The sequence below is a fragment of the uncultured Treponema sp. genome (assembly GCF_946187725.1).
Taxonomy (GTDB): domain Bacteria; phylum Spirochaetota; class Spirochaetia; order Treponematales; family Treponemataceae; genus Treponema_D.
The window spans coordinates 1-21,681 of record NZ_CAMHSK010000013.1 but is presented as its reverse complement, the minus strand read 5'-3'; the positions used below and the strand labels follow the sequence as shown (position 1 = coordinate 21,681).

Genomic DNA, 21,681 nt, shown 5'->3' with positions numbered 1-21,681 from the left:
TATAAAATCTGATAAATTCACGGAACTTACGGATTCTTCGGTGGTGAGGAGGTGAAAACGAATGGCAACAATCTTGGTTGAAGAAACAGAGAACCTTGAAAAAGCAATCAAACGCTTCAAGAGAATGGTTGAAAAAGAAGGTATCATCCGCGAATACAAAAAGCGTGAATACTACGAAAAACCATCTACTATCCTTAACCGCAAGAACAAAACTCTTCAGCGCAAAATGATGAAGAAAACTCGCAAATCTCACGATTCACGAGCATCTTACTAAGGATTTTCGGCCTCTGCTTTGCAGGGGCTTTTTTATTTATGATTTCAAAAAGACTTAAATTTCCCAAAAACGACTCAACAAAAGCATTTCTTAATTTTTTCATTGCAATTTCGGTATTACAGATTTTTATTCTCGCGTCCTGCGGAACAAACCACGCAATCGTTCCGTCAAGTGAATATGCAGATAGAGCCGAAAATCTTTACATTCCAGCCGAAAACGAACTTAGCTGGCAAAAAATCGAAAACTGCGACTTTGCAGAATATTTTTTCTATGAAAACAAAAGTTATCCGGTCCGCTACCATTGTGTCAAAATCGATTTAAACAAAGAAGTTTCAATAACAACTTTTCCTCAGTCAGAAAAAGATTTCGTACACAAAAACGGTAAAAATTTGAATTACTTTACCGGGCTGAGAGCGGCCAAATTTTCAAAGAAATTCAAATCAAAAATTACCATAAATGCGGCACCTTTCGGCGGAAAAAACGGAAAATGGGATTCCATTGCAAAAATCACTTCACCAAGAAGAATATGCGGCATTCATGTGGTCAATAAAGAAGAACTTGCGCCCCCAATCGACCGGTACAGTGCGCTATGCTTTTCCAAAGATGAAAATGGCTGGACTGCAAAAATAATCAAAAATCAGAAAGATACGGATTTTACAGAATTTGACTTCGCTTTCGGCGGATTTTTCACGATTCTCAGTTCAGATCAAAAAGAAGAATTCTCATGGAAAAGCAACGATTCCCGCACTGCAGCTGGCATCACTTCTGACGGCAAAACACTTTTCCTGCTCGTCGTTGAGGGTGAACGCTGGTCAAAAAGTCATGGTCTTTCATATCAGGAATGCGCAGACATAATGCACGCTCTTGGCGCAGAAACTGCAATGCAGATGGACGGAGGCGGCTCATCCTCTCTTTTCATAAATCAAAAAAATGCCCTTTCTTATCCAGCGCTCAGAAAAAATGCAGTCTTTATAGGATTTTATTGACGACAAGCCTTTTATAAGCTATTATTAAGGTTATGGGAATTGCGACTAGCCAACAACTTACAAAATATTATGACCAATACCGGGACACAGAAATCACTTTCACAAAAGACATTATCCGTGCCCTCGGACTCGACCCTCGTCAAGTCTATGTTAAATGTAACGGCGGTCAGTGGCCATGCATCATAAATTCAACATCATTTCAGCACGCCAAAATTATCGTCGGAACAAAAGGCGGAGCTTTTCAGGCACTCGCATCAAAGGGGGGGCCCACAGCAAACCTTCGTTTTTGCTTCAACGAACAGGAAGGTGACGGTATCATCACTTTTCTGGTATCTTCACGAGTCGGTGAAATCCGTCCGTACATGAATTCCAAAGACCTCGTAATTGTTACGCTTCAGTTTACCGCTCGTCCGCCAGATGATTTAATCGAAATCTGTGGCCGCCTTCTTGAGGCAAATGCAAATGCAATCCGCCGCCGAGAAGAGCGCATTCCAATCAATGACGACAGCAAACGCAAGCTCAATCTTGTCAAAGAAGAATGTAATGTCATCGTTCAGAGCGTTCCACGCCACTGTGTTGTCCGTGATATTTCTTTTTCTGGCGCAAGAATCATCCTTATCGGTCTTTCACAATATCTTGCAGGAAAAGAAGCCATCCTTCGTCTTGAATTCGACGAACCGGCAGAAATTCTTTCAATCAAAGGCACTGTTGTTTCCGCTGATTTAATTCCGGGCAGAAAGGACATCTGCATTGCAAGCCTCAAATTTGATGAAAGTTCTCTTCCACTTTCATTCAAAATGCACCTGAACACTTATCTCACTTCCGTACGAAAAATTCAGCTTTCAGCTTCAGAGCAAATTGCACAGCAAAAAGAAGCTCAGGCAGAACAGATTGCAGCAAAGGCAAATCAGCAGGAAAAAGCAGAACCAGAAAGCAAGGAAGCTCCTCAACCAGCAGCACCTCAGCCGACTGAACCACAAGCTCCTGAAGTACAGGCATAAATTTCAGGCTTTTATTCTATTTTCAACACTCACTTTTTACAGGAGACTTTATGACCCCAATCTCTCCATTGGACTCAGTTTATTTTATCAACATCCCGGAAGGTTTTTCTCTTTCTGACAAAGCTTTTCATCTCGACACCACGATTCCGCTTCCGGTGCAAAAAAAAGACAGTGATGCGCCGGGAACTTTTGACATGGCTTCGCTTACAGAAGAGCAGATTCTTGCAGGCTTACTCACAATCATGGCCTACGACAGCAGGAATGAGCATATTCTCTATTACCGCTCGATTTTAAAGCATGCACGACCGAACCTCAAAAAGGAACTCGGCGAAGCAGCTATTCTTAAAGCAAAAAACGAAGATTTTGAACTTGCTGAAGAAATTTTCCGTGCTCTAAGAGGTTTTGACCCAGAGGACATGACAATCACCCTCAATATGGCGCTTTTCTTTGATCAGCGGGCTGATTCCTACAGACGCTCAGGCCTGCACGAAGACGCAGATGCCTATGATGAAGATGCTGCAAATTATTACAGGGAAGCTCTTGATGCAGAACCGGCACTCCCAGATGCTTTTTTCAATGCAGGTTTCTTCTATTTAAAGCAGCATAACTATAAAGAAGCAAAAGACATTTTCGAAACCTATCTTGCACTCACTTGTGACCTTAAAGACGAAGATTTAGGCGAAAACGGAATCTACAAAAAGAACCGTGCCCAGGAGATTCTTGATAATATCGCAAATCGCAACATGGATGACGACCATTTCAAGGCAGCATACGACCTGATTAACAGGGGTGAAGAAGAAAAAGGTCTTGAAGAAATCCGAAAATTCATTGAAAAGAACCCGAATGTCTGGAACGCATGGTTCATGCTTGGCTGGGGAATGAGAAAGCTAGGCCGTTTCGAAGAAGCAAAGATGGCATTTGAAAAGGCTCTCACTCTTGATGGCGGTGACACAAGTGACACTTACAATGAGCTTTCAATCTGTCTGCTCGAAAGCGGTGACCTTAAAGGCGCCAAAAAACTTCTCGAAAAGGCATTAGTCAAAGACAGCGAAAACACAAAAATCATCTCAAATTTGGGCTATCTGGCACTCAAAGAAGGAAACCCGTCGCTTGCGGCAGGCTATTTCCAGACCGTGCTTGAAATCGATCCGGATGACAAAATCGCCGCTCTTGAACTAAGCAAACTGGATGTTTAAAAATCTAAGCGCAATCTGTCCCCGACTTTGACATTCACTTTTTCGTACCAGCCTTGCGGAACTTCAAGTGCATAAAGAACTTCAGTGCTGCTTGTGACATTCGCAAGGCTGTACGGTGTCATGTCCAGAATATCACGAATTTTACCGTTTTTATCGATATAGGCAATTGAAAGCGGATGAGGCGTGTTTTTCATCCAAAAATCAAGAATCTGCTCTTCCTCAAAGATAAAAAGCATTCCTGTTCCATCAGGGATTTTCTGCCTGAACATAAAGCCGTTACGCCTTTCTTCAAAAGTCGATGCGATTTCAGCTTTGACAGCGACTTCCTGACCATCAGAATTTATCAGAATGAGTTTTTTAACCGGCAACTTTGACTTTGCCGCACAAGAAAAAAGCAGGATACATGAAATAAAAAGTGATAAAATTAAGGATTTTCGAATCATAAAATTCAACTCTGTGTTCATTTGAAGTTAACTGTGCAAAGCGTTCTACAGCGAATCCAAAAAGTCGTCTTTTGCCTTTTCAACAGTTGTTTTTTCAACATTTGAGGAATTCTTTTTGCTGTCAAAAGCCTTTGCGTCAACATATTTGAGGGTGAGAGGTTTTTCAAGAGACATGATTACATTTCCGTCACGCCAGACTGATTTTTTGGGAGAAAGTTCATCAGGATTGCCATATTTTTCGCAAAGCTTTGAAAAGACGGAATAATGGTCAACTTTGGTGCGGTCAAGATTAAGCGTAATGATGTAAAGTTTTTCTTCGGCAAACTGAAACCAGCATCTCTCCAAAAACGAATAGCCGCTCTGAGAACCATCTGTTTCAATCAAAAACTGGCCGTCTGAAGGAGAGAGCGAAACATCGCGGTCACCACGATAGCCAAACTGAAAGTCATTTTTGAGGGCCTTCTTTAAATCATCGATATTCATTCCAAGTTTTGCAGAAGAATATCCGTTTGGAAGGGAAAAAGCATTCAGACAGAGAAAAAAAGCAAAAAAACTGAATAAAATCTTTTTCATTACTGATTCTGACTCTGCCTTGCAAGCTGATTACGATAGAATTCTGCCTGTTTGATGAGTTCCATCGTATCAGGAATGAGAATTCTGCCTTTTTCGACTTTTACAACCGGGGTCGTCATGAATTTAGCCAAATAAAGAGACTGAGTGCTCTTTGGCAGACCACACATAGTGGCAATGTCTTCCGGAGTAAAATTACTCATAAACTGAGAGCCTTTGCCTACATTGATACGCATTTTTTCAAGCTGAAGTGCAAGCATATCAGTCATCTGGGCAACTGGATTTGCCTGAAGAAGAGTATTGGCAAGCTGACGCTGCATAGACCAGAGCCTTTCTGAAAGAGTGGTCGTGAGGCGGTCAACCATTTGAGCCTGAGTAGAAACCATCTGATTGAAGTTCTGCATGTTAATTGACATGAGAACGCAGTCTTCGGTGGCAATTGCGTTTGCAGAACGCGGTTTTCGCTCAAGAAGAGCCATTTCTCCGAACATATCACCCGGTTTAAGCATGGCCAGAGTGATTTCAGTGCCGTCAACGACCTTGGAAATTTTTATTGAGCCAGCCTTGATGATGAACATGTCCGGTCCGTTCTGCGCTTCAGAGAAAACCATTGAACCGCGCGGATATTTACGGATTAAGTCCTGACTTGGCTCGATATAGGGCGCATTTACTTTTGGTTTGAGGACGGCAATTCGTTTGAGCGCTTTCTGAGCATTTTCGCCCGTCTTTTTCATTTTGATGTATTGATAATAAGCAAAAAATGCAATGTCGTACTGATTCTGAGTGTCAAAATAATAGCCGACATTATAAAGCTGTTCGTAATCATCCCTGGAAGTGGCGCTCTGAGTCTGCTGCATGAGCTTTTCATTGACAATACGCATTCGGTTTGCAAAAGTTCGGATGATTTTTAGAGCAACAGCAGTGTTTTTTTCGATAAGTTCGATATACTGTTCACGCTGAACGGCAATGCAGACGACATCAGAAATGGCGACACAGGTTTCAATCTGCGCACGGCGAGCCATACATGAAATGACACCAACAAAGTCACCGGGGCCAAGAACAACAGGCTGAGTTCCGGGAACATCGTTTTGATGGCTGAGTTTTACATGCCCACTCTGAATAATATAAAAGCGGTCTGGGTTTTCTTTACCCTCGACCAAAACATAAGTGTCTTTCTTGAAGTTAACAAATGATAATTGAAGCACTTTTTATATCCGCCTTCTAAACATTATAACGAAAAAACTAAAAATTGTCTCTATTTTTATATCGGCAAATCAAAAATCTTGCTTCACAAATCTTCGCTAAGAAACAAACAGAATTTCATTTTCCAGAACGATTCCTGTTTTTTCCAAAACGATTTTTTTAACCTCATCGGAAAGTTTTTTTATATCAGAAGCAGTTGCTTTGCGCTCAGGATTGACAATAAAATTCCCGTGCCACGGCGCAATCTGCGCCCCGCCAACTGCGAAACCTTTTAAGCCGCATTCGTCAATCACTTTGCCCGCAATGATTCCGTGAGCCGCGTCATTTTTGAAGGCCGAACCCGAACTTGGTGCGCGAAAATGCCCCTTTTCCCTGCGGTCGCTCATACATTTTTCAGATTTTTCGGAATCGAACCCGTTTTTGACAGAAAATTTTGCGGAAAGGATTACTTTAGAAATTAGCAATGAGCAATGAGCAGTTAGCAATTGGAACGGGGATTTCTTGTAGCCCCAGTCGGAATCAACTTTCTCGTATTCATGAATCTTTCCGTCATTCAAATCAAAATATCGCACGCTAATCAAATTATCGCACGCACTGAGTCCGAAGCAGGTCGCGTTCATAAAAAGCGCGCCACCAACAGTTCCGCTGAGCCCCGTAAAAGCCTCAAATCCGCCAAGATTATTCTTCTTGCAAAAAGAAAGCACGCTGCCCCACGATGAGCCAGCCGAAACACAAATCTGCGTGCATCCGTGTTTATCCGCGTTAAAAAAACTTATGGAATTTATCTTGCGGGTAGAAATCACCGCATCAAGACCGTTGTCGCTGATTATCACATTCGAGCCGCCACCCAAAACAAAAAAACTCTTTATCTGCGAGTCTCCGCGTACATCCGCGTCTAACGCTTTTATCGCAAAAATAAGGCTCTCTTCATTCTCCGGCTCAAGGAAAATTCTGGCCGTTCCGCCGACATTCATCGTGGTATGCTTCGAAAGATTTTCGTTCTGCTTTACGCTGCCGGTAAAATCTTCACTCTCATTGAAAAATTGTGCGATTTGGTCTATAGTTTTCATTAAGAATATTATAGAAAGAAATAGGAATTTTAGAAATATGGCTTTACGACTTTTCAATACAATGGGACGCACGATGCAGGAATTTGAGCCGATTCAGGCTGGACATGTCGGTTTTTATGGCTGCGGTCCGACTGTTTACAATTATGCGCATATCGGCAATCTCCGTGCGTATGTATTCCTTGACATCCTCGACAAAACACTTTCTTACCTTGGATACGACATCAAGCATGTAATGAACATCACCGATGTTGGCCACCTCACTGGCGATTCAGACGATGGTGACGACAAAATGGTCAAAACTGCCGAAGAGCGACACCAGAGCGTCCTTGAGGTCGCAAAATATTACACAGATGCGTTCATGAAGGACATCGATGCCCTCAATATCCGCCACCCGGATGTAATCTGTAAGGCCACCGAGCATATCAGCGAGATGATTGAGCTCATCAAGCAGCTTGAGGCAAACGGTCACACTTACATGGCTGGCGGCAACCTCTACTATGACATTTCAACTTATGCTGATTACGGAAAACTTGCTAACCTCGACCTTTCAAAACTCATAGCAGGTAAAGGAAAGCGAAAGGAAGTCGTAATCGATGAAAACAAACGAAACCCAGGCGATTTCGTGCTTTGGTTCACAAAATCTAAGTTCGAAAATCAGGCAATGACCTGGGATTCTCCATGGGGTCGCGGTTATCCGGGCTGGCACATCGAGTGTTCTGCAATGAGCATGAAGTATCTCGGCAAGCACATTGATATTCACACCGGTGGAATCGACCATGTTCCGGTTCACCACACAAACGAAATCGCACAGAGCGAGGGAAGTTTTGATGAGGCAGAACGCGCAAAAGGTCCGTGGGTAAAATACTGGATGCATAATGAATTTTTGATTCTCGAAGGCGGCAAAATGAGCAAATCTTCGGGTCACTTCATTACGCTGCAAACAGATTTGCCGGCAGAAAAAGGCTTTTCTCTCACAAGCAAGGGATATGCACCTCTCGACTACCGTTTCTTCCTGCTCGGCGGTCACTACAGAAAGCCGCTCATTTTCTCAATGGACGCACTTGAATCTGCAAAGAATGGCCGTGCGGCTTTGAACGAACGAGTGGCAAAACTCGTCAAAAAAGCAAAAGAAGAAGAGAAAATCGAGCTTACAAAAGAAAACTATGAAGGAATTCTCAGCAAGATAGCCTCTTCTATAGAAGAAAGTGAAAATCTCAAGCGATTCCGCGAAGGTCTTGAAAATGACCTGGCAACTCCAGTTGCTCTCTCAGCATTGCAGAAGGCCTCTAACGGCAAAAATCAAAAGGCAAGCGAGGCTCTTGCAGACATTTTCAAAATGGACAAAGTGATTTCGCTTTCAGTCATTGAAAACGCAATAAAACTCGCAGAAAAACAGGCTGAAGAAGCAAACGCTCATCTTGACGACCACGCAGGAGACCCGGAAGCAGCAGAAATCACTGCACTTGTAGCAGAGAGAACTGCCGCCAAAAAAGCAAAAGACTTCGCAAAAGCCGACCAGATCCGAAATGATTTGGCAGCCCGCGGAATCACGATTATCGATACTCCGCAAGGCCCGACATGGAAACGCGGATAGTCTAAAAAAAATAAGAATTTTGTAACTTAACGACATCATCATTGTTAATAAGGCGAGGAAGGGAAAATGCCGGTTGAACAGATTCATAGAACATATGCAGCTAGTGATCCGGCTGATTTCAGGGCGATTTACAACGAGACATTCGCACTGCTCTACCGGGTAGCGTGGCGTGTTGTAAATGATGAGGAAGTTGCAGAAGACCTTGTCCACGACTCTTACATCAAGGCGAGCGAAAAGAAAATGGTCTTTCCAAGCCTTGACGATGCAAAATTCTGGCTCATCCGTGTCGTAAAGAACGCGAGTCTCAATTATGCAAAGCGTAAAACCCGTGAGGCAAAGGCCTATCACAAAGTCCTCTACGAAAGCAAAAAATCTTCCGAAAGCGCAGACACAAACCTGCTCAAAGAAGACGCTAAGCGAATCGCACTCGAAGCCTTGAACAAACTCCCCAAGGGCTTGCGTGAAGTCCTGATTCTTCGCGAATACGGAGACCTCAACTACAAGGAAATCGGCAAGGTGCTCGGCATAACAGAAGGCAATGTAAAAATCCGCATGTTCCGTGCGCGTGAGCAGCTTGAAAAGATATTGGAGGCTGATGATGTCTACATCTCTTGAAAAAGATTTGCACTCTGTTTACATCGATGGTGAAATGCCGGAGAATTTTGTTTCTCAATACGAACAGCTCATTTCTCAGAATGAAAGCGGTAAAGCTGACCTCGAAAAAATGCAAAAGCTGCATGAAATTTTCAGGGAAGATTCCGAGTCCATTACAAAAAAAATCCGTGAGCCGTCCTCTGATTCCGCAGGCACTTTTTTGGAAGAAAGTTTTGAACGCTTGCAGACAAAAATGCGTTATGCCAAAAACATCTCTTTCGCACGCACTTCAAATTCAGAGTCTTCATCATTTATAACTCCATTCGCAAAATATGCGGCCAGTTTCATGGCGGCTGCGGCAGTATTTGCAGTCGTATTCGTTCCAATTCACTACAATTCACTTAATTCTGCAAAAGAAACGGCTGTTGCGGCAATTTCTATCATGAAAGAAAAGAGCATTGAGCCAATCGCAAAAACCGAAGTTGTAGTTGACGGAAACATAAATCCAAAAGGGCTCGCAGTAGGTTCTGCAAAAGTTCCTGACAGCACAAAACAGACTGTAACCGAAGCTTCTTCTTCAACTGTACAGACAGTCGAACAGAAGACCGTTTACGCAACAAGTCTTGCGTCAAATTACGGTGGAAAGCGCGGCTTCTTGCCTCATTCTGCAATCGGCCAGCGTTTCAGGGAAAAACTTACTGCCGTAGACCCGTTTATTCCTGATTTTTCTTCATCATCCATCACGATTCCTATTCCAAATTTCCACGAAATCGACAATAATCTTGAGATGATGAATAATCAGCAGGAGTAATTTTCATTGTCTCAGAAAAACGACAGTCCAAAAATCAAAAACATATTTTCTCTTCTTTTCAGAAAATATTCTTTTTTTCGTACGCTTTTGTACATTCTTATAGTCGCCATTGCACTCGCAGTTATTTCAGTAGCAACGGTTAAGTCAAAAAAAATTCCGACGATTGACTCTGTGATTCCGGTCGTAGGAACCGCAGGCGACACAATGGTAATCAGAGGCTCCAATTTTGGTTCCGTCCGTGGCACAAATTATGTTGAAATCGGCGGAAACAGAATCACAGCAAGCGGTTATGTCAACTGGACAGAAAATCTGATAAAACTGGTTCTTCCGGCAAATGTTCAGGACGGGCTTGTCATTGTCGTCACTCAGTCAGGCAAGTCAAAACCGGGATTTTTTGCAAACGAAGCAGGCATTCCTGTTGCAGTTCAGCAGAACACAAAAACAACACAGCCTGTAATCAACTCTATCACACCATCAACTGCAAGTTACGGCACATTGATTACAATCAGCGGTTCAGATTTTGGAACGGCACGAGGCGCAAGCAAAGTTGTATTCACCGCGAATGCCGAAAATTCTTCTTTGGGCAGCGGTCAGGGCGAATTGACGGCTGATTTTGACTTCAGCGTAATTCCGGCGAGCGAAAGTGATTTTGACTACGAATTCTGGAGCGATTCAGAAATCCGCGTCAGAGTCCCGGATGGAGCTGCCACCGGAAATGTTTTTGTCGAAACCGAAAAAGGCAAAAGCAATTCTGTAAGCGAAGAAATAAAACTCGCGGCAGGAACGAAATCCTACAAATCACGAAAAACTTATATCCTTCAGCTGAACGCCGACATCGATTCCCTCGATACAAAAAACGGCACGAACATTACGCTCAGATTTCCACGCCCGATTGTTACTTCATGGCAGCCAATGGTCGAACTTACGGAATGTTCTCCAGATGCAGTTATTCAAGATTATAAAAACACTGTAATTCATCAGATTGAGCTACAGAAAGCAAGTTCAAAAAGCGAAAAAATTCGTTTCAACCACAATTTCGTTGTTTCGGCATATTCCGTTCAGACTCAAATCAACGAAAAAGCCGTAAAGCCCTACTCTCAGGCAACAAAGTCCAGAGTTCTGTATAAAAAATCGGTCATGGCGGATTCATTGATTAAAAGCAATGATGAAAACCTTGTCGCATTTGCAAAAGAAATCGTCGGAAAGGAGCAGAATCCTTACCGGCAGGCAAAACTCATCTACAAATATCTTCTTGAAAACTACAAATTGACGGATTCGCCGCGCAAACCAGAAGCATCTCCAATGGACTTAATCAAAAGCAAAAAGGGTGACGCCTATGATTTCGCGATTTTTTACACAAGCCTTCTCCGCTCGCTGTCAATTCCCGCTGAACCACTGGCCGGTATTCTCGTTGATTCTGACATGAAGACACAGAATCACTGGTGGACAGAGTTTTATATAGAAGGATTTGGCTGGATTCCTGTTGATACAGCCCTTGGAGCCGGCATGAAATACAAATCGTTCAGACCGGTAGAAAATACAGCAGAATTTTATTTCGGCAACCTTGATTCACAGCATATTGCGTTCTCAAAAGGCTGGAATGAAATCAAGCAGACAATTTCTCAAAACAGTAAAATTGTCTATCGTCCAAAATCGTATGCCCTGCAGTCAATCTGGGAAGAATCCAGTGAAGGAAAAGTTAACTACAGCTCCCTCTGGAACGCTCCCGTTGTACTGGGTTTATATTAATAATTAGAAACGCGGAATCAGGAGTCAGGAATTGTAAGGGGGAAGTCTCCCCCTACGGTCGCACTTCGTTGCGCCCTACCCTCTCGCCTAAGGGGCTCTGCCCCTTAAAATCCCTGTTTTCTGCATGGAGGAATTTATGAACACAAAAGTTTTATCTGTCGGCGGGTCAATTGTTGCCCCGGAATATCCAGACACTGAATTCGTTTCACGCTTTGTTGCCATGGTAAAAGATTTTTTAGCAAAAAATCCTGAAGACCGTCTGATTCTTGTTGTCGGTGGCGGCGGTCCTGCTCGCATTTATCAGAAAGCCTTCCGTGCAGTCACAGGAACTCCAGAAAACGCTGGCGGAGATGCAGCTGACTGGATTGGAATCATGGCAACACGCCTTAATGCGCAGTTCGTAAAGGCAAGCTTCGAAGACTTGTGTAAAGAAGCCGTTGTCACAGATCCGACAGCCCCATTGGAATTCACAGGAAAAATCCTTGTGGCAGCAGGCTGGAAACCAGGTTTCTCAACAGATAACGATGCCGTTCTTCTTGCTGAAAAATTCAATGCTGACACGGTAGTAAACTTGAGCAATATCGAAAAGGTTTACACAGACGACCCAAGAAAAAATCCTGACGCAAAACCACTTGATGAAATTTCATGGGCTGATTTCAGAAAAATGGTCGGTGATGAGTGGGTTCCTGGCAAAAACTGTCCTTTCGATCCGATTGCAAGCAAAAAGGCCGAAAGCATGGGTCTCAAAGTAATCTGTGCGGGCGGCAAAAATATCGAAAACATTCGTGCCATCCTCGACAACAAGGAATATGTCGGCACTACAATAAAATAATTAGCAATGTGCAATTAAAAATTACAACGGGACATTGGTCGCTATCGCTTCCTCGTCCCGCTTCCATAATTACTCATTACTAATTACTCATTACTAATTACTCATTTCTAATTACTCATTTCTAATTTTTAATTAGTCATTTCTAATTCTCTTAGCAAGTTTTCCAGTTTTGTTCCATACTCTGGGTCGGTGGCCCAGTGTCCAGCAAGGTCATGTACTGTGCGGGCAAATTTTGTCTTATGCGGCCAGCTGTAGCGAGGGTCAACACATTCCTGTTTCAGTTCAACTTCTGCAGTGGTAGCGTATGCCTGAAGATGCTGAATATGTGCACGCACACCGATTTCTTCACTTTCAAAATACAATCCGGGATGTTCTGCATCCATTGCGCCAAGTCCGCAGAAATTATTCATTTCCGGCAAAACAAGATTCCCGAATCCAAGAAAGCCCGTTTCATGACACATCTGCACAAAAGCAACATCCGAATTGATTCCTTCAATAGCAGCTTCTTTCACATACAATCGGGCAAGACGCTCTACTTTATTCCTGTCAGGAAAACCTGGCTTGTGATTCATAAAAAACGCGGTAAGCTGTTTTGAATCCTTTAGTCCTTTTCCCAAAAGCTCGTCAGAACATTTTTCTTTTTCTGGCAAAGTCATGCAAGAAAAGAAAGCAAAAGCAAGTAAAATCAGTGAAATTTTATACAATAATCGTTTCATGCATAAATTATCGGATTTTTTTAGAACTTTTTTCGTCAGAGATTGCCGAAACTTACTTTTCTTTTGCTATATATAGTCAGGAGAAAAAAAAATGAACAAAACGGTAAAATTTCCTGATTTGGAAAAACTTTCAGACGAAAACAGAATTGAAATCCGGGAGCTTACAATACAGCATGGACTGAGTTTTCCAAGCGACGAGGAACTTATAATGCTGATTTTGGGGAGCGGCACAAAACAGACTCCGATAAAAGAACTTGCCAGACAGGTGCTGGGCATAGTCATGTCATCAAACAGCGACAACCTCGTGGACAATCTGATGAAAATCAACGGGATGGGAAAGAGCAAGGCGCTCATGATTGCGGCGGCCCTTGAATTCGGAAAACGGATAAACAGGAATCCGCAGATAAGCCTGTCTTCGCCCGCCGACATAATTCCCTACATACAGAGCTACGCAATGCAAAAACAAGAGCACTTCCTTTGCGTCACCCTGAACGGCGCAAGAGAAATCATTTCTATAAGAGTGATTTGTACAGGCTCGAACAACATGGCCATAATCCGCCCGATTGAAGTCTTTTCCGAAGCGATAAAGGAACATGCTTCGGCAATCGTGATAAGCCACAACCATCCGAACGGGAATCCGACCCCATCAGACGCGGACATAAAAACGACATTAAGAATCTATCAGGCGGCAGAACTGCTTGGAATCACCATGCTCGACCACATAATAATCTGCAGGACAGGCTATTTCAGTTTTCTGGAAAAAGGAATTTTAGAAGAAGAGAAGCTCTATGATTTATTGTAAGATTATGATTTATGCGTTATCATTATAGATATGAAATATACAAAATTTTTTATCTTAGGTCTAATTTCAATCGCTTCGTTCTCACCAGCTTTCGCTCAGAATACTAAAGACTATGGTCTTGAGCAGGAAGCACCGGGAAGCGAATCATCGGAAGCATTCGAATATATTCCTCTGCTTGAACCAGAAGAAATTGCTGACATTGATTCATCGCGCACAAAAGCTACAATCAAAACAAATGTCAAAAAAAGCACTATCTATCTCAACGGAAACTTGCAGGGAAAAACACCGCTCAACATTCAGAATCTTGTAGAGGGATTCTATCTTCTCCATGTTGAATGCAAAGGCTATCTTCCAAAAGAAAATTTCATTTACATTCAGCGCGGAAAGGCAAGAACTTTCTACATTGAACTCGAACCAACAGAAGAAACCTTGAAAAAGCAGGCTGAAAAAGAAGCCGCTGCAGAAAGAAAGAATAAAGCATCAGAAGCATCAGAAGCTTCAGAGCAGAGCACAGCTCCTGCATCAGAAACCACTTCAACTACGGCAGAAGATACTTCAGTCGGAGATGCAAAATGAAACTCTACTCCCGCTCACAGCTCGTAAAATCTTCCCTTCTGGGAGTGCTTGCCGGTGTCGTAATCGCACTGGCTTCAACCGCCTATTTTTCTTTGAACACTAAATCACAGGAAAATAGCGGGACCTCTTCAGAATCAGGAAAAAGCGAAGTTTCAGAATCCGAAGACACCTTATCAGTTTCTGAAAAAAACATGTTTATGAGCGGAGAAGTTTCATCTCTGGCAAAAACAAGCACTGTTTCCGGCAATTCAAGCCGTTTTATTGAAGAAAAGCCTGTTACAGTCGCAAAATCATACGATTCAGCTTACACTCAGGATGAACAGCAAAACATATTCGTCTATGAAAAATGCAATGAAGCGGTCGTGAACATCACCACACAGGTCATGGGAATCAACTGGTTTCTGGAGCCTGTCGTTCAGGAAGGCGGTTCAGGTTCAGGCTCAATCATTGACAAAAGAGGCTATGTCGTCACGAATGTTCATGTAATCTCAAATGCAAGCAAAATCAATATTTCGCTGCATGACGGCACTTCATACGAAGGAACAGTCATCGGCAAAGACGCAGAAAGCGATATTGCCGTAATCAAATTCAATCCGCCAGACAATGTTACGCTCAAAACAATTGATTTCGGGGATTCAAACAACCTCAAAGTCGGACAGAAAGTAATTGCTATCGGAAACCCTTTTGCCTTAGAGCGAACGATGACCACTGGAATCATTTCCGGATTGGGCCGTCCGATTCAGGAAAGCAAGAATGTCATAATCAGAAACATGATTCAGACTGACGCGGCAATCAACCCAGGAAATTCAGGCGGTCCCCTTCTCGACACAAACGGCAAAATGGTCGGCATCAACACAATGATTATCTCAAATTCAGGAAGTTCTGCAGGCGTCGGATTTGCAGTTCCTGTCAGCACAGCCCGCCGGGTCGTGGACGATTTAATCAAATACCGCAAAGTCAACCGTGGAATTCTCAAAATCACCCCTGTTCAGATGACTTCATCAATTGCCCGCTACGCAGGTCTTTCAATCAATACAGGCATTCTCGTAAGCTCTGTCGAACGCGGCTCTTCAACCGAAAAATCAGGCATTTTGGGCGGCACAGAGCAGGTTCAGTACGGCAGCCGCTTTAATCCCACAACAATCTATCTCGGCGGCGACATCATCACAGGAATCGACAATATTTCTGTACGCACTTATGCAGACTACACAAGTGCCCTTGAAGCAAAACGACCGGGCGACACAGTTACAGTAACTGTCTTTAGAAACAATGAATACAAAAAGCTTAAAGTAACACTCGACGGAAAAGACTCTCAGCAAAGCCATGAAAATGTCCAAAGCGAAACTCTCTAGAATTATCTTCCTGCTTGCGGCAATTCAGGCCATGCCTGTTCAAGTCCATGCAAAACCAATAATTTTTCCAATGCATGGACTTATGGTTGCCTCAAAAAAACCGGTTCCAATTGAAATGGATTGGGATGACAACAACTTTATCAATGCAAATCCAAAAGTCTACAACCACAAAATCGCACGCCTGGCAGCAATATTTTCAACAATTGCATATGTCCACGCAGATGAACGGCCGAACACAAACGAACTGCTCAAAAGCTATCGCCTTTTAGGCTTCAACGAAAGCAACATCTACTGGAACTACAATCTGGACTACAATCACCCGATGAACCAGAACAACCAGGCGGCCTACAGCTTTGCGTTCAAGGATATACAGACACCATCAGGCACAAAAAAGCTCGTATTTCTCATCATAAGGGGCACTCCGCTCAGCGCAAACGAATGGCTTTCAAACCTGAACATCAGCGATTCAACCAAAAAGGACATCAAGGTACACGAGGGTTTCCTTTCCACCTGCGAGATAATCAAACAGGATTTTTACAAATTCCTTCAAGACAATGCAATTTCCAAAAGCGACTCCTATTTCCTGATTTCAGGGCATTCCCGTGGAGCCGCAATCGCAAACCTGCTCGGTTCAATTTTCTATGATGACAAAGTAATCACGAGCGACAAAATGTTCGTCTATACTTTCGCAAGTCCGAATGTCAGCCAGGAAGACAGAACCCAAAACGACGAGTACAAATTCATCTGGAACATCGTGAATGCAGAAGATGCCGTTCCAACCGTGCCGCCAAACAGGAACAAATGGAATTGGAAGAAATTCGGCAATACAAGGGTTATCGCCAACTATTGGAACAGCGATCCAGAAACTTACCTGAACGACTACCTTCCAAGGATGAACAAATATTATAAAAAATTGCTTCTCCGCGAATATGCACCGTTCAAAAGCGGCCCTTTCTTTCAGTCGCAGGCCTCAAGGATTCTCACGGGCTACACCCCGGATGTAAAAACCTACTACAGATTCGGCCTTCATTTTATCTCAGCGACAGCACTCAAACTTGCCTTCAGAAGCGAGCCAAAAAGTGAAAATATTATCTCAGAAGAAGATTCCCAAGCCCAAGGCATCACCGCATCAGAAAGCTCGCAGCAATCAGCAGAATCTGCCGAATCCGAAGAAAAAGCTGAAGCCATGCAGCTTCCATTCGTTTTGAGACCGATACAAAGCTATGTGAACAACCACACCGACAACGGCTTTGACTATGCTCTTAATGCCGCCGTTGATATGCACGCCTGTGAAGCATATCTTTCATGGATGCTCGCACTCGAAGAAAACGAGATTTTCGCAAGTCTCGGAAGCTCCCAGATTGTCATTGACGGAGCGCTTGACTGCGCAATTTATGATGATGACGGCAATATGCTTGCACGAATCGTCAACGGAATGCCGGAAATCTTCACAATCACTCCGCCAGTCGGAATAATGCCGCTTCCCTACAAGAATGTGCTCGGTTTCCCCGGAAACAAAAACCTCAATATCATCGTGCACAAAGACAGCCTGATTCCAACAATCGTCGGCTATAAAATCGAACACTATGACGCAGCCGGAACACTTCTGGAACGAAGTGAAAAATCGCATTTTTACCCGCACACAAATCTTTCTGTCAAATTTTCAGCCGGAAAGTCAACTCTCGAAGAAAATCAGCTCACTTTCGAAAAACTTTCCCGTAAAGAAGCAAAACCACTCGTAAAAAAATACAAACTGAACGACAATTTCAAATTCCGAATTCAGCCTGAAATCGAAGCGACTTTCGGAAGCACCTTTGCCATGGGAGCACGAATCGGCGCACCGGTATTCTACGGCACAGTCCTTGGCGAACTTCGCTCAACAAAATCATACGGACTGGCAAGCGGAATCGGTCACCAGCACATCCTTTACGGCCGGGTTCTGTTCGATTCTGAACTCTTCGCCCGCTATCTGTGGACAAAAAATGACGAGGACAAAAAAGTTTTTGACATAGTTCCGCAGGCACGGTTCACATTGGCCTACAAACCGCTCAGACGAGCACACTACTTTGCAGGAGTTGTTTTTGACATGAACATCGACGGTTTCAACGACACAGCCTTTTCGACCTCCGCACGAAAATCGTATTTCTCAAAAATCAGGCTGAACGAAAAGCTCTCTTTGCAGCCGGCAATTCAAATCGGAGCGAGGTTCTAAAATCATGCAAAACAACAATAAAATCATGATTCTATGCAAAGTCGTTGACAATTTCGGCGACATCGGAGTAGTTTACAGACTCGCACGCTCACTCAGCGATTTGCGCCCAGAACTCGAACTCACGCTCGTGGTGAGCAATCTCGAAAGCTTTCACAAAATGGCCAGCGCGATTGACCCAAATAAGCAAATTCAGGATTTCAAGTACAAAAATTCAACCTGGAAAATCATCGACTGGAATTTAAAAACGAAACGCAACGCCGACCTGCTCACCCCTTCCAACTTTCCGTTTTCCATTATCCTTGAATGCTTCCAATGCGGGCGGCCTGACTGGCTTGAAAACCTTCTTTTTTCCGACGATTTTACCGAAACGGTTCAAATTCTGAACATTGATTATCTCACCGCCGAAGATTACGCCGAGGACTTTCATCTTCTCAAATCCGGAACCCGAAAAGCAAACATAAAGAAGCGCTTTTTCATGCCTGGATTCACCGAAAAAACGGGCGGCCTTGTGATTAATGAAGTGCCCTCATTTGACGCTAAAAATCCGGGGGCTTCGGCTAAAGCCGCCGCGCTTTCCGCACTTCCGCTTTCGCTCCATTCCTCCGTTCGCGCTGCTCACTCCGGAACGCCTTCCGGCGGTGCTCCAATCGCTAGCCCGTCGTCTTTCAACATTTTCTTCTTTGCCTATGAAGATGACTGTACAGCAGTCGTACAAGGCATCTCTCAATTTCAGGAAACAATTTGCGAAACAGAACAAGATTTTTCGGTCACCGTATTTGTCGCTGACGGAAAATCTTCAATTCCATTCGAAAACGCATGGAAAAAAATCAACTCGCCGTTCAAAATTGAAAAGATTCCATTTTTACAGCAAGAAGAATTCGATTTTTTCATAAATCAGATGGATTTTCTTTTTGTCCGTGGAGAAGATTCGCTTGCAAGAGCGGCCCTTTCAGGCCTCCCTTATATATGGCAGGCCTACAAACAGGATGAAAATTATCAGCTGGTGAAAGTAAATGCACTTCTTGACCAGATGGAAAGCTATTTTTCAGAAAATGATTTCCGTGAAATCAAATCATTCTGGCAAAGCTATAACGACTATGAAAATCCGACAGATTCAGACTCCCTCACCAAAATGCTGATTTCAAGCAGAAATCAAAAAAACACCGAAGGCTTCAGAAGATTTTCCCAAAAACTCCACAAGAACGGAAATCTAGCAGAACATCTTCTGGCCTTCATCGACAGTTTATAATCTCAGGCTTAGTATGCGGAATCCAAACCGCCCTGCTTAACCTGAAAGTGAGCGAACTCCATTGAGAAGCTTGCTCTTCCCTGTGTTACAGAACGCAGATTTGTTGAGAAGCCGAACATCTTTGCCATAGGTGCGATACAGTGAACGATTTCACCGCTTGCCTTTGAATCCTGCCCCTGAATCATACCGCCACGCTGCGTAATCTGGCTGATTGCGTCACCAACGAACTCAAGCGGACAAGAAATATCAACATTCATCACTGGCTCAAGAATCTGCGGAACAGCCTTGTTTGCCGCCTCGTCAAAAACCTGTGCTGCACAGGCCGTGAATGCAAATGGTGTGCCCGTAAGCTCATTGTAATCGATTTTTGTGACAGTAACGCCGACATCAGCACAAGGATATCCGTATTTGATACCAGAAGCAAAGGAATTTTCGATTCCGTTTTTGATTGCATCGTAAATCTCATCAGGAATATTTGCGTCATGCACATCGCAAGAATAAGTGTTTCCAACGCCCTGCTCGTTCTGACGAATTTTGATTGTAAGACCGGCAGTATTGTCTTTTCCAGCAAGGTTCTTTTCCCATGTTGAAGAAACTTCGGCTTCGTTTGTGACCGATTCACGGTAAGTTACCTGTGGAGCACCGACATTTGCCTTTACGCCGAAATCGTCCTTCATGCGGGTAACGAGAACATCAAGGTGAAGCTCACCCATACCACTGATGATAAGCTGGCCAGTTTCGGCATCTTCATGGCTCGTAAAGGTTGGATCCTCGCGGCTCATGATTGCAAGTGTATCAACAAGCTTGTCTTTGTCGCTCAAAGTCTCCGGCTCAATTGCGATTGAAATTACCGGCTCAGGGAATTTAAGGCTTTCAAGAAGAATCGGCATTCCTTCGCTTCCCAAAGTGTCGCCTGTCTGAGAGATTTTGAGACCAACGAAAACAGCAATGTCACCTGCTGAAACAGAATCCATCTGCTCCATGTGATTTGCGTTTACGCGCAAGATTCGGTTGATTCGCTCACGCTTTTTCTTTCCAACATTGAGTGCCTGACTTCCGGCTGTGAATTTTCCAGAATAAACACGAACGAATGCGAGAGCGCCCATCTCGCGGTCCTGCTGAATTTTGAACACGAGACCGAGAGGCATTTTCTTTTCATCGCATGGGATTTCAACTTCTTCTTCACGGTCTTTTTTAACATGAAGGCCTTTTGCGGCCGGAACATCAGTCGGACACGGAAGATAATCGATTACGGCATCAATCAAAGGCTGAACCCCCTTGTTGCGGCGAGCAGAACCACACAAACACGGAACAAAAGTGCGGTCAATCGTGCCACGGCGGATTACAGCCTTGAGCTGCTCATTGGTGATTTCACCACCTTCGAGATAAATCATTCCAAGCTCATCATCGTTTGAAGCAACTTCATCAACGAGCTTTGCCCGCCATTCTTCAGCTAAATCCTTGTATTTATCAGAAATATCTGATTCAGTGAAAGTTTCACCTTCATCATCAGGATTCCAGCGAATTTCTTTCATTGTGAGAAGGTCGATTACGCCTTCAAAATCTTCGCCCTGCCCCATCGGAACCTGAAGTGCGAGTGTATTAACGCCAAATTTCTGTTTTACATCGTTAATTGAATAGAAGAAATCCGCACCGATTCGGTCCATTTTGTTGACAAAGCAGAGTCGAGGAACAGAGAATTCATCAGCCTGTTTCCAGACAGTTTCGGTCTGCGGCTGAACGCCGTCTACAGCACAGATTACGGCAACGGCACCGTCAAGAACGCGAAGGCTTCGCTCAACTTCGGCAGTAAAGTCAACATGTCCCGGAGTGTCGATGATGTTGATTGTATAGCCTTTCCAGTCAGTCGTGATTGCAGCTGAAGCGATTGTAATACCGCGCTCCTGTTCCTGCTTCATGAAGTCCATTGTAGCCGCACCGTCATCAATTTCGCCGATACGGTGAATTTTACCAGTATAATAAAGAATTCGTTCAGTTGTGGTTGTTTTTCCAGCATCAATATGCGCCATGATTCCGATATTGCGCATTTTCTGTAAGTTAAGTGCCATAATTCGCCTCACAATTTTTAGACGCAGATGAACGCAGATGGACACAGATTATAAGTATCTCAGCTGAAAGCTATCAAATTAAACGAAAATCGCCCCCAGAATAATAACTTTATCTGCGTTTATCAGCGAAAATCCGCGTCAAATAATCTCTAAAGTCAAAAAAAAAGGAACATCGAGCTGATGTTCCTTAAATGTGAGCTATGATGGATTCGAACCATCGACAGCCGCCTTAAAAGGGCGGTGCTCTACCTACTGAGCTAATAGCCCAACTTCAACACATGAAACTTTAATGAGCTATGATGGATTCGAACCATCGACAGCCGCCTTAAAAGGGCGGTGCTCTACCTACTGAGCTAATAGCCCATGTGTTCATTGCTGAATG

The 21,681-nt window shown here is 43.6% G+C and carries 20 protein-coding genes and 2 tRNA genes; 14 read left to right on the top strand and 8 right to left on the bottom strand.

The annotated features are described in order from the left end of the window. Window positions 1-61 precede the first annotated feature (61 nt). Genes rpsU through Q0Q74_RS06955 form a run of 4 tightly spaced genes read left to right on the top strand, consistent with a single transcriptional unit; the run spans window position 62 to window position 3,457 of the window. Window positions 62-274, top strand: a complete 213-nt coding sequence (gene rpsU, locus Q0Q74_RS06970; protein WP_294429611.1) for a 30S ribosomal protein S21 — start codon at window positions 62-64, stop codon at window positions 272-274. Window positions 275-312: 38 nt separating this feature from the next. Continuing rightward, window positions 313-1,260, top strand: a complete 948-nt coding sequence (locus tag Q0Q74_RS06965; RefSeq protein ID WP_294429610.1) for a phosphodiester glycosidase family protein — start codon at window positions 313-315, stop codon at window positions 1,258-1,260. Between the two features lie 32 nt (window positions 1,261-1,292). Then, window positions 1,293-2,261 (top strand): PilZ domain-containing protein, encoded by a 969-nt coding sequence (locus Q0Q74_RS06960; protein WP_294429609.1) that lies wholly within the window; start codon window positions 1,293-1,295, stop codon window positions 2,259-2,261. A 50-nt stretch (window positions 2,262-2,311) separates the two neighbouring features. Next, the gene (locus tag Q0Q74_RS06955; protein WP_294429608.1) at window positions 2,312-3,457 is read left to right on the top strand and encodes a tetratricopeptide repeat protein; all 1,146 of its coding nucleotides are present in this window, start codon (window positions 2,312-2,314) and stop codon (window positions 3,455-3,457) included. Here Q0Q74_RS06955 and Q0Q74_RS06950 read toward each other — a convergent pair. The 4 genes from Q0Q74_RS06950 to murB form a co-directional block, all read right to left on the bottom strand. Continuing rightward, entirely contained in the window at window positions 3,454-3,900 is a 447-nt protein-coding gene (locus tag Q0Q74_RS06950) for a DUF192 domain-containing protein (protein WP_294429607.1), read from the bottom strand. The two genes, Q0Q74_RS06955 and Q0Q74_RS06950, sit on opposite strands and share 4 nt — an antisense overlap. A 45-nt stretch (window positions 3,901-3,945) precedes the next feature. Next, on the bottom strand, window positions 3,946-4,473 hold the full coding sequence (locus Q0Q74_RS06945) for a hypothetical protein (protein WP_294429606.1): 528 nt from the start codon (window positions 4,471-4,473) through the stop codon (window positions 3,946-3,948). After that, window positions 4,473-5,675, bottom strand: a complete 1,203-nt coding sequence (locus Q0Q74_RS06940; RefSeq protein WP_294429603.1) for a cyclic nucleotide-binding domain-containing protein — start codon at window positions 5,673-5,675, stop codon at window positions 4,473-4,475. The genes Q0Q74_RS06945 and Q0Q74_RS06940 overlap by 1 nt, the downstream gene beginning before the upstream one ends. A 96-nt stretch (window positions 5,676-5,771) precedes the next feature. Beyond that, the gene (gene murB, locus Q0Q74_RS06935; protein WP_294429602.1) at window positions 5,772-6,743 is read right to left on the bottom strand and encodes a UDP-N-acetylmuramate dehydrogenase; all 972 of its coding nucleotides are present in this window, start codon (window positions 6,741-6,743) and stop codon (window positions 5,772-5,774) included. A gap of 37 nt (window positions 6,744-6,780) precedes the next feature. Here murB and cysS point away from each other — a divergent pair, with 37 nt between their 5' ends. The 5 genes from cysS to pyrH all read left to right on the top strand — a co-directional run bounded on the left by cysS (window position 6,781) and on the right by pyrH (window position 12,323). Continuing rightward, on the top strand, window positions 6,781-8,337 hold the full coding sequence (gene cysS / locus Q0Q74_RS06930) for a cysteine--tRNA ligase (RefSeq protein ID WP_294429600.1): 1,557 nt from the start codon (window positions 6,781-6,783) through the stop codon (window positions 8,335-8,337). Between the two features lie 66 nt (window positions 8,338-8,403). Continuing rightward, complete coding sequence (locus Q0Q74_RS06925) at window positions 8,404-8,952, top strand: RNA polymerase sigma factor (protein ID WP_294429599.1); 549 nt, start codon at window positions 8,404-8,406, stop codon at window positions 8,950-8,952. Next, window positions 8,936-9,742 carry a hypothetical protein gene (locus Q0Q74_RS06920; protein WP_294429598.1) on the top strand — a complete coding sequence of 269 codons (807 nt, stop codon included), beginning with the start codon at window positions 8,936-8,938 and terminating at the stop codon, window positions 9,740-9,742. The genes Q0Q74_RS06925 and Q0Q74_RS06920 overlap by 17 nt, the downstream gene beginning before the upstream one ends. Window positions 9,743-9,748: 6 nt before the next feature. Beyond that, window positions 9,749-11,491: a transglutaminase domain-containing protein gene (locus Q0Q74_RS06915; protein WP_294429597.1), complete on the top strand. Its 1,743-nt coding sequence runs from the start codon at window positions 9,749-9,751 to the stop codon at window positions 11,489-11,491. 136 nt (window positions 11,492-11,627) lie between these two features. Continuing rightward, window positions 11,628-12,323 (top strand): UMP kinase, encoded by a 696-nt coding sequence (gene pyrH, locus Q0Q74_RS06910; RefSeq protein ID WP_294429596.1) that lies wholly within the window; start codon window positions 11,628-11,630, stop codon window positions 12,321-12,323. Window positions 12,324-12,451: 128 nt separating this feature from the next. Here the strand turns inward: pyrH and Q0Q74_RS06905 are convergent, their stop codons facing one another. Beyond that, a complete protein-coding gene (locus tag Q0Q74_RS06905) occupies window positions 12,452-13,039 on the bottom strand; it encodes a glucosaminidase domain-containing protein (RefSeq protein WP_294429595.1) in 588 nt (195 codons plus the stop codon). 91 nt (window positions 13,040-13,130) lie between these two features. Here Q0Q74_RS06905 and Q0Q74_RS06900 point away from each other — a divergent pair, with 91 nt between their 5' ends. From Q0Q74_RS06900 to earP, 5 genes are read left to right on the top strand one after another with little or no spacing between them, the layout of a single operon-like run. Next, window positions 13,131-13,841 (top strand): RadC family protein, encoded by a 711-nt coding sequence (locus tag Q0Q74_RS06900; protein WP_294429594.1) that lies wholly within the window; start codon window positions 13,131-13,133, stop codon window positions 13,839-13,841. A 30-nt stretch (window positions 13,842-13,871) separates the two neighbouring features. Then, window positions 13,872-14,417: a PEGA domain-containing protein gene (locus tag Q0Q74_RS06895; protein ID WP_294429593.1), complete on the top strand. Its 546-nt coding sequence runs from the start codon at window positions 13,872-13,874 to the stop codon at window positions 14,415-14,417. After that, entirely contained in the window at window positions 14,414-15,769 is a 1,356-nt protein-coding gene (locus Q0Q74_RS06890; protein WP_294429592.1) for a trypsin-like peptidase domain-containing protein, read from the top strand. The genes Q0Q74_RS06895 and Q0Q74_RS06890 overlap by 4 nt, the downstream gene beginning before the upstream one ends. Then, the gene (locus Q0Q74_RS06885; protein ID WP_294429591.1) at window positions 15,747-17,981 is read left to right on the top strand and encodes a lipase family protein; all 2,235 of its coding nucleotides are present in this window, start codon (window positions 15,747-15,749) and stop codon (window positions 17,979-17,981) included. The genes Q0Q74_RS06890 and Q0Q74_RS06885 overlap by 23 nt, the downstream gene beginning before the upstream one ends. Window positions 17,982-17,985: 4 nt before the next feature. Continuing rightward, window positions 17,986-19,230, top strand: a complete 1,245-nt coding sequence (gene earP, locus Q0Q74_RS06880; protein WP_294429590.1) for an elongation factor P maturation arginine rhamnosyltransferase EarP — start codon at window positions 17,986-17,988, stop codon at window positions 19,228-19,230. A gap of 8 nt (window positions 19,231-19,238) precedes the next feature. Here the strand turns inward: earP and fusA are convergent, their stop codons facing one another. The 3 genes from fusA to Q0Q74_RS06865 form a co-directional block, all read right to left on the bottom strand. Further along, a complete protein-coding gene (fusA, locus tag Q0Q74_RS06875; RefSeq protein WP_294429589.1) occupies window positions 19,239-21,299 on the bottom strand; it encodes an elongation factor G in 2,061 nt (686 codons plus the stop codon). Window positions 21,300-21,493: 194 nt separating this feature from the next. Next, a tRNA-Lys gene (locus tag Q0Q74_RS06870) sits at window positions 21,494-21,566 on the bottom strand. Window positions 21,567-21,589: 23 nt separating this feature from the next. Continuing rightward, window positions 21,590-21,662 (bottom strand) — tRNA-Lys (locus Q0Q74_RS06865). Window positions 21,663-21,681 lie beyond the last annotated feature (19 nt).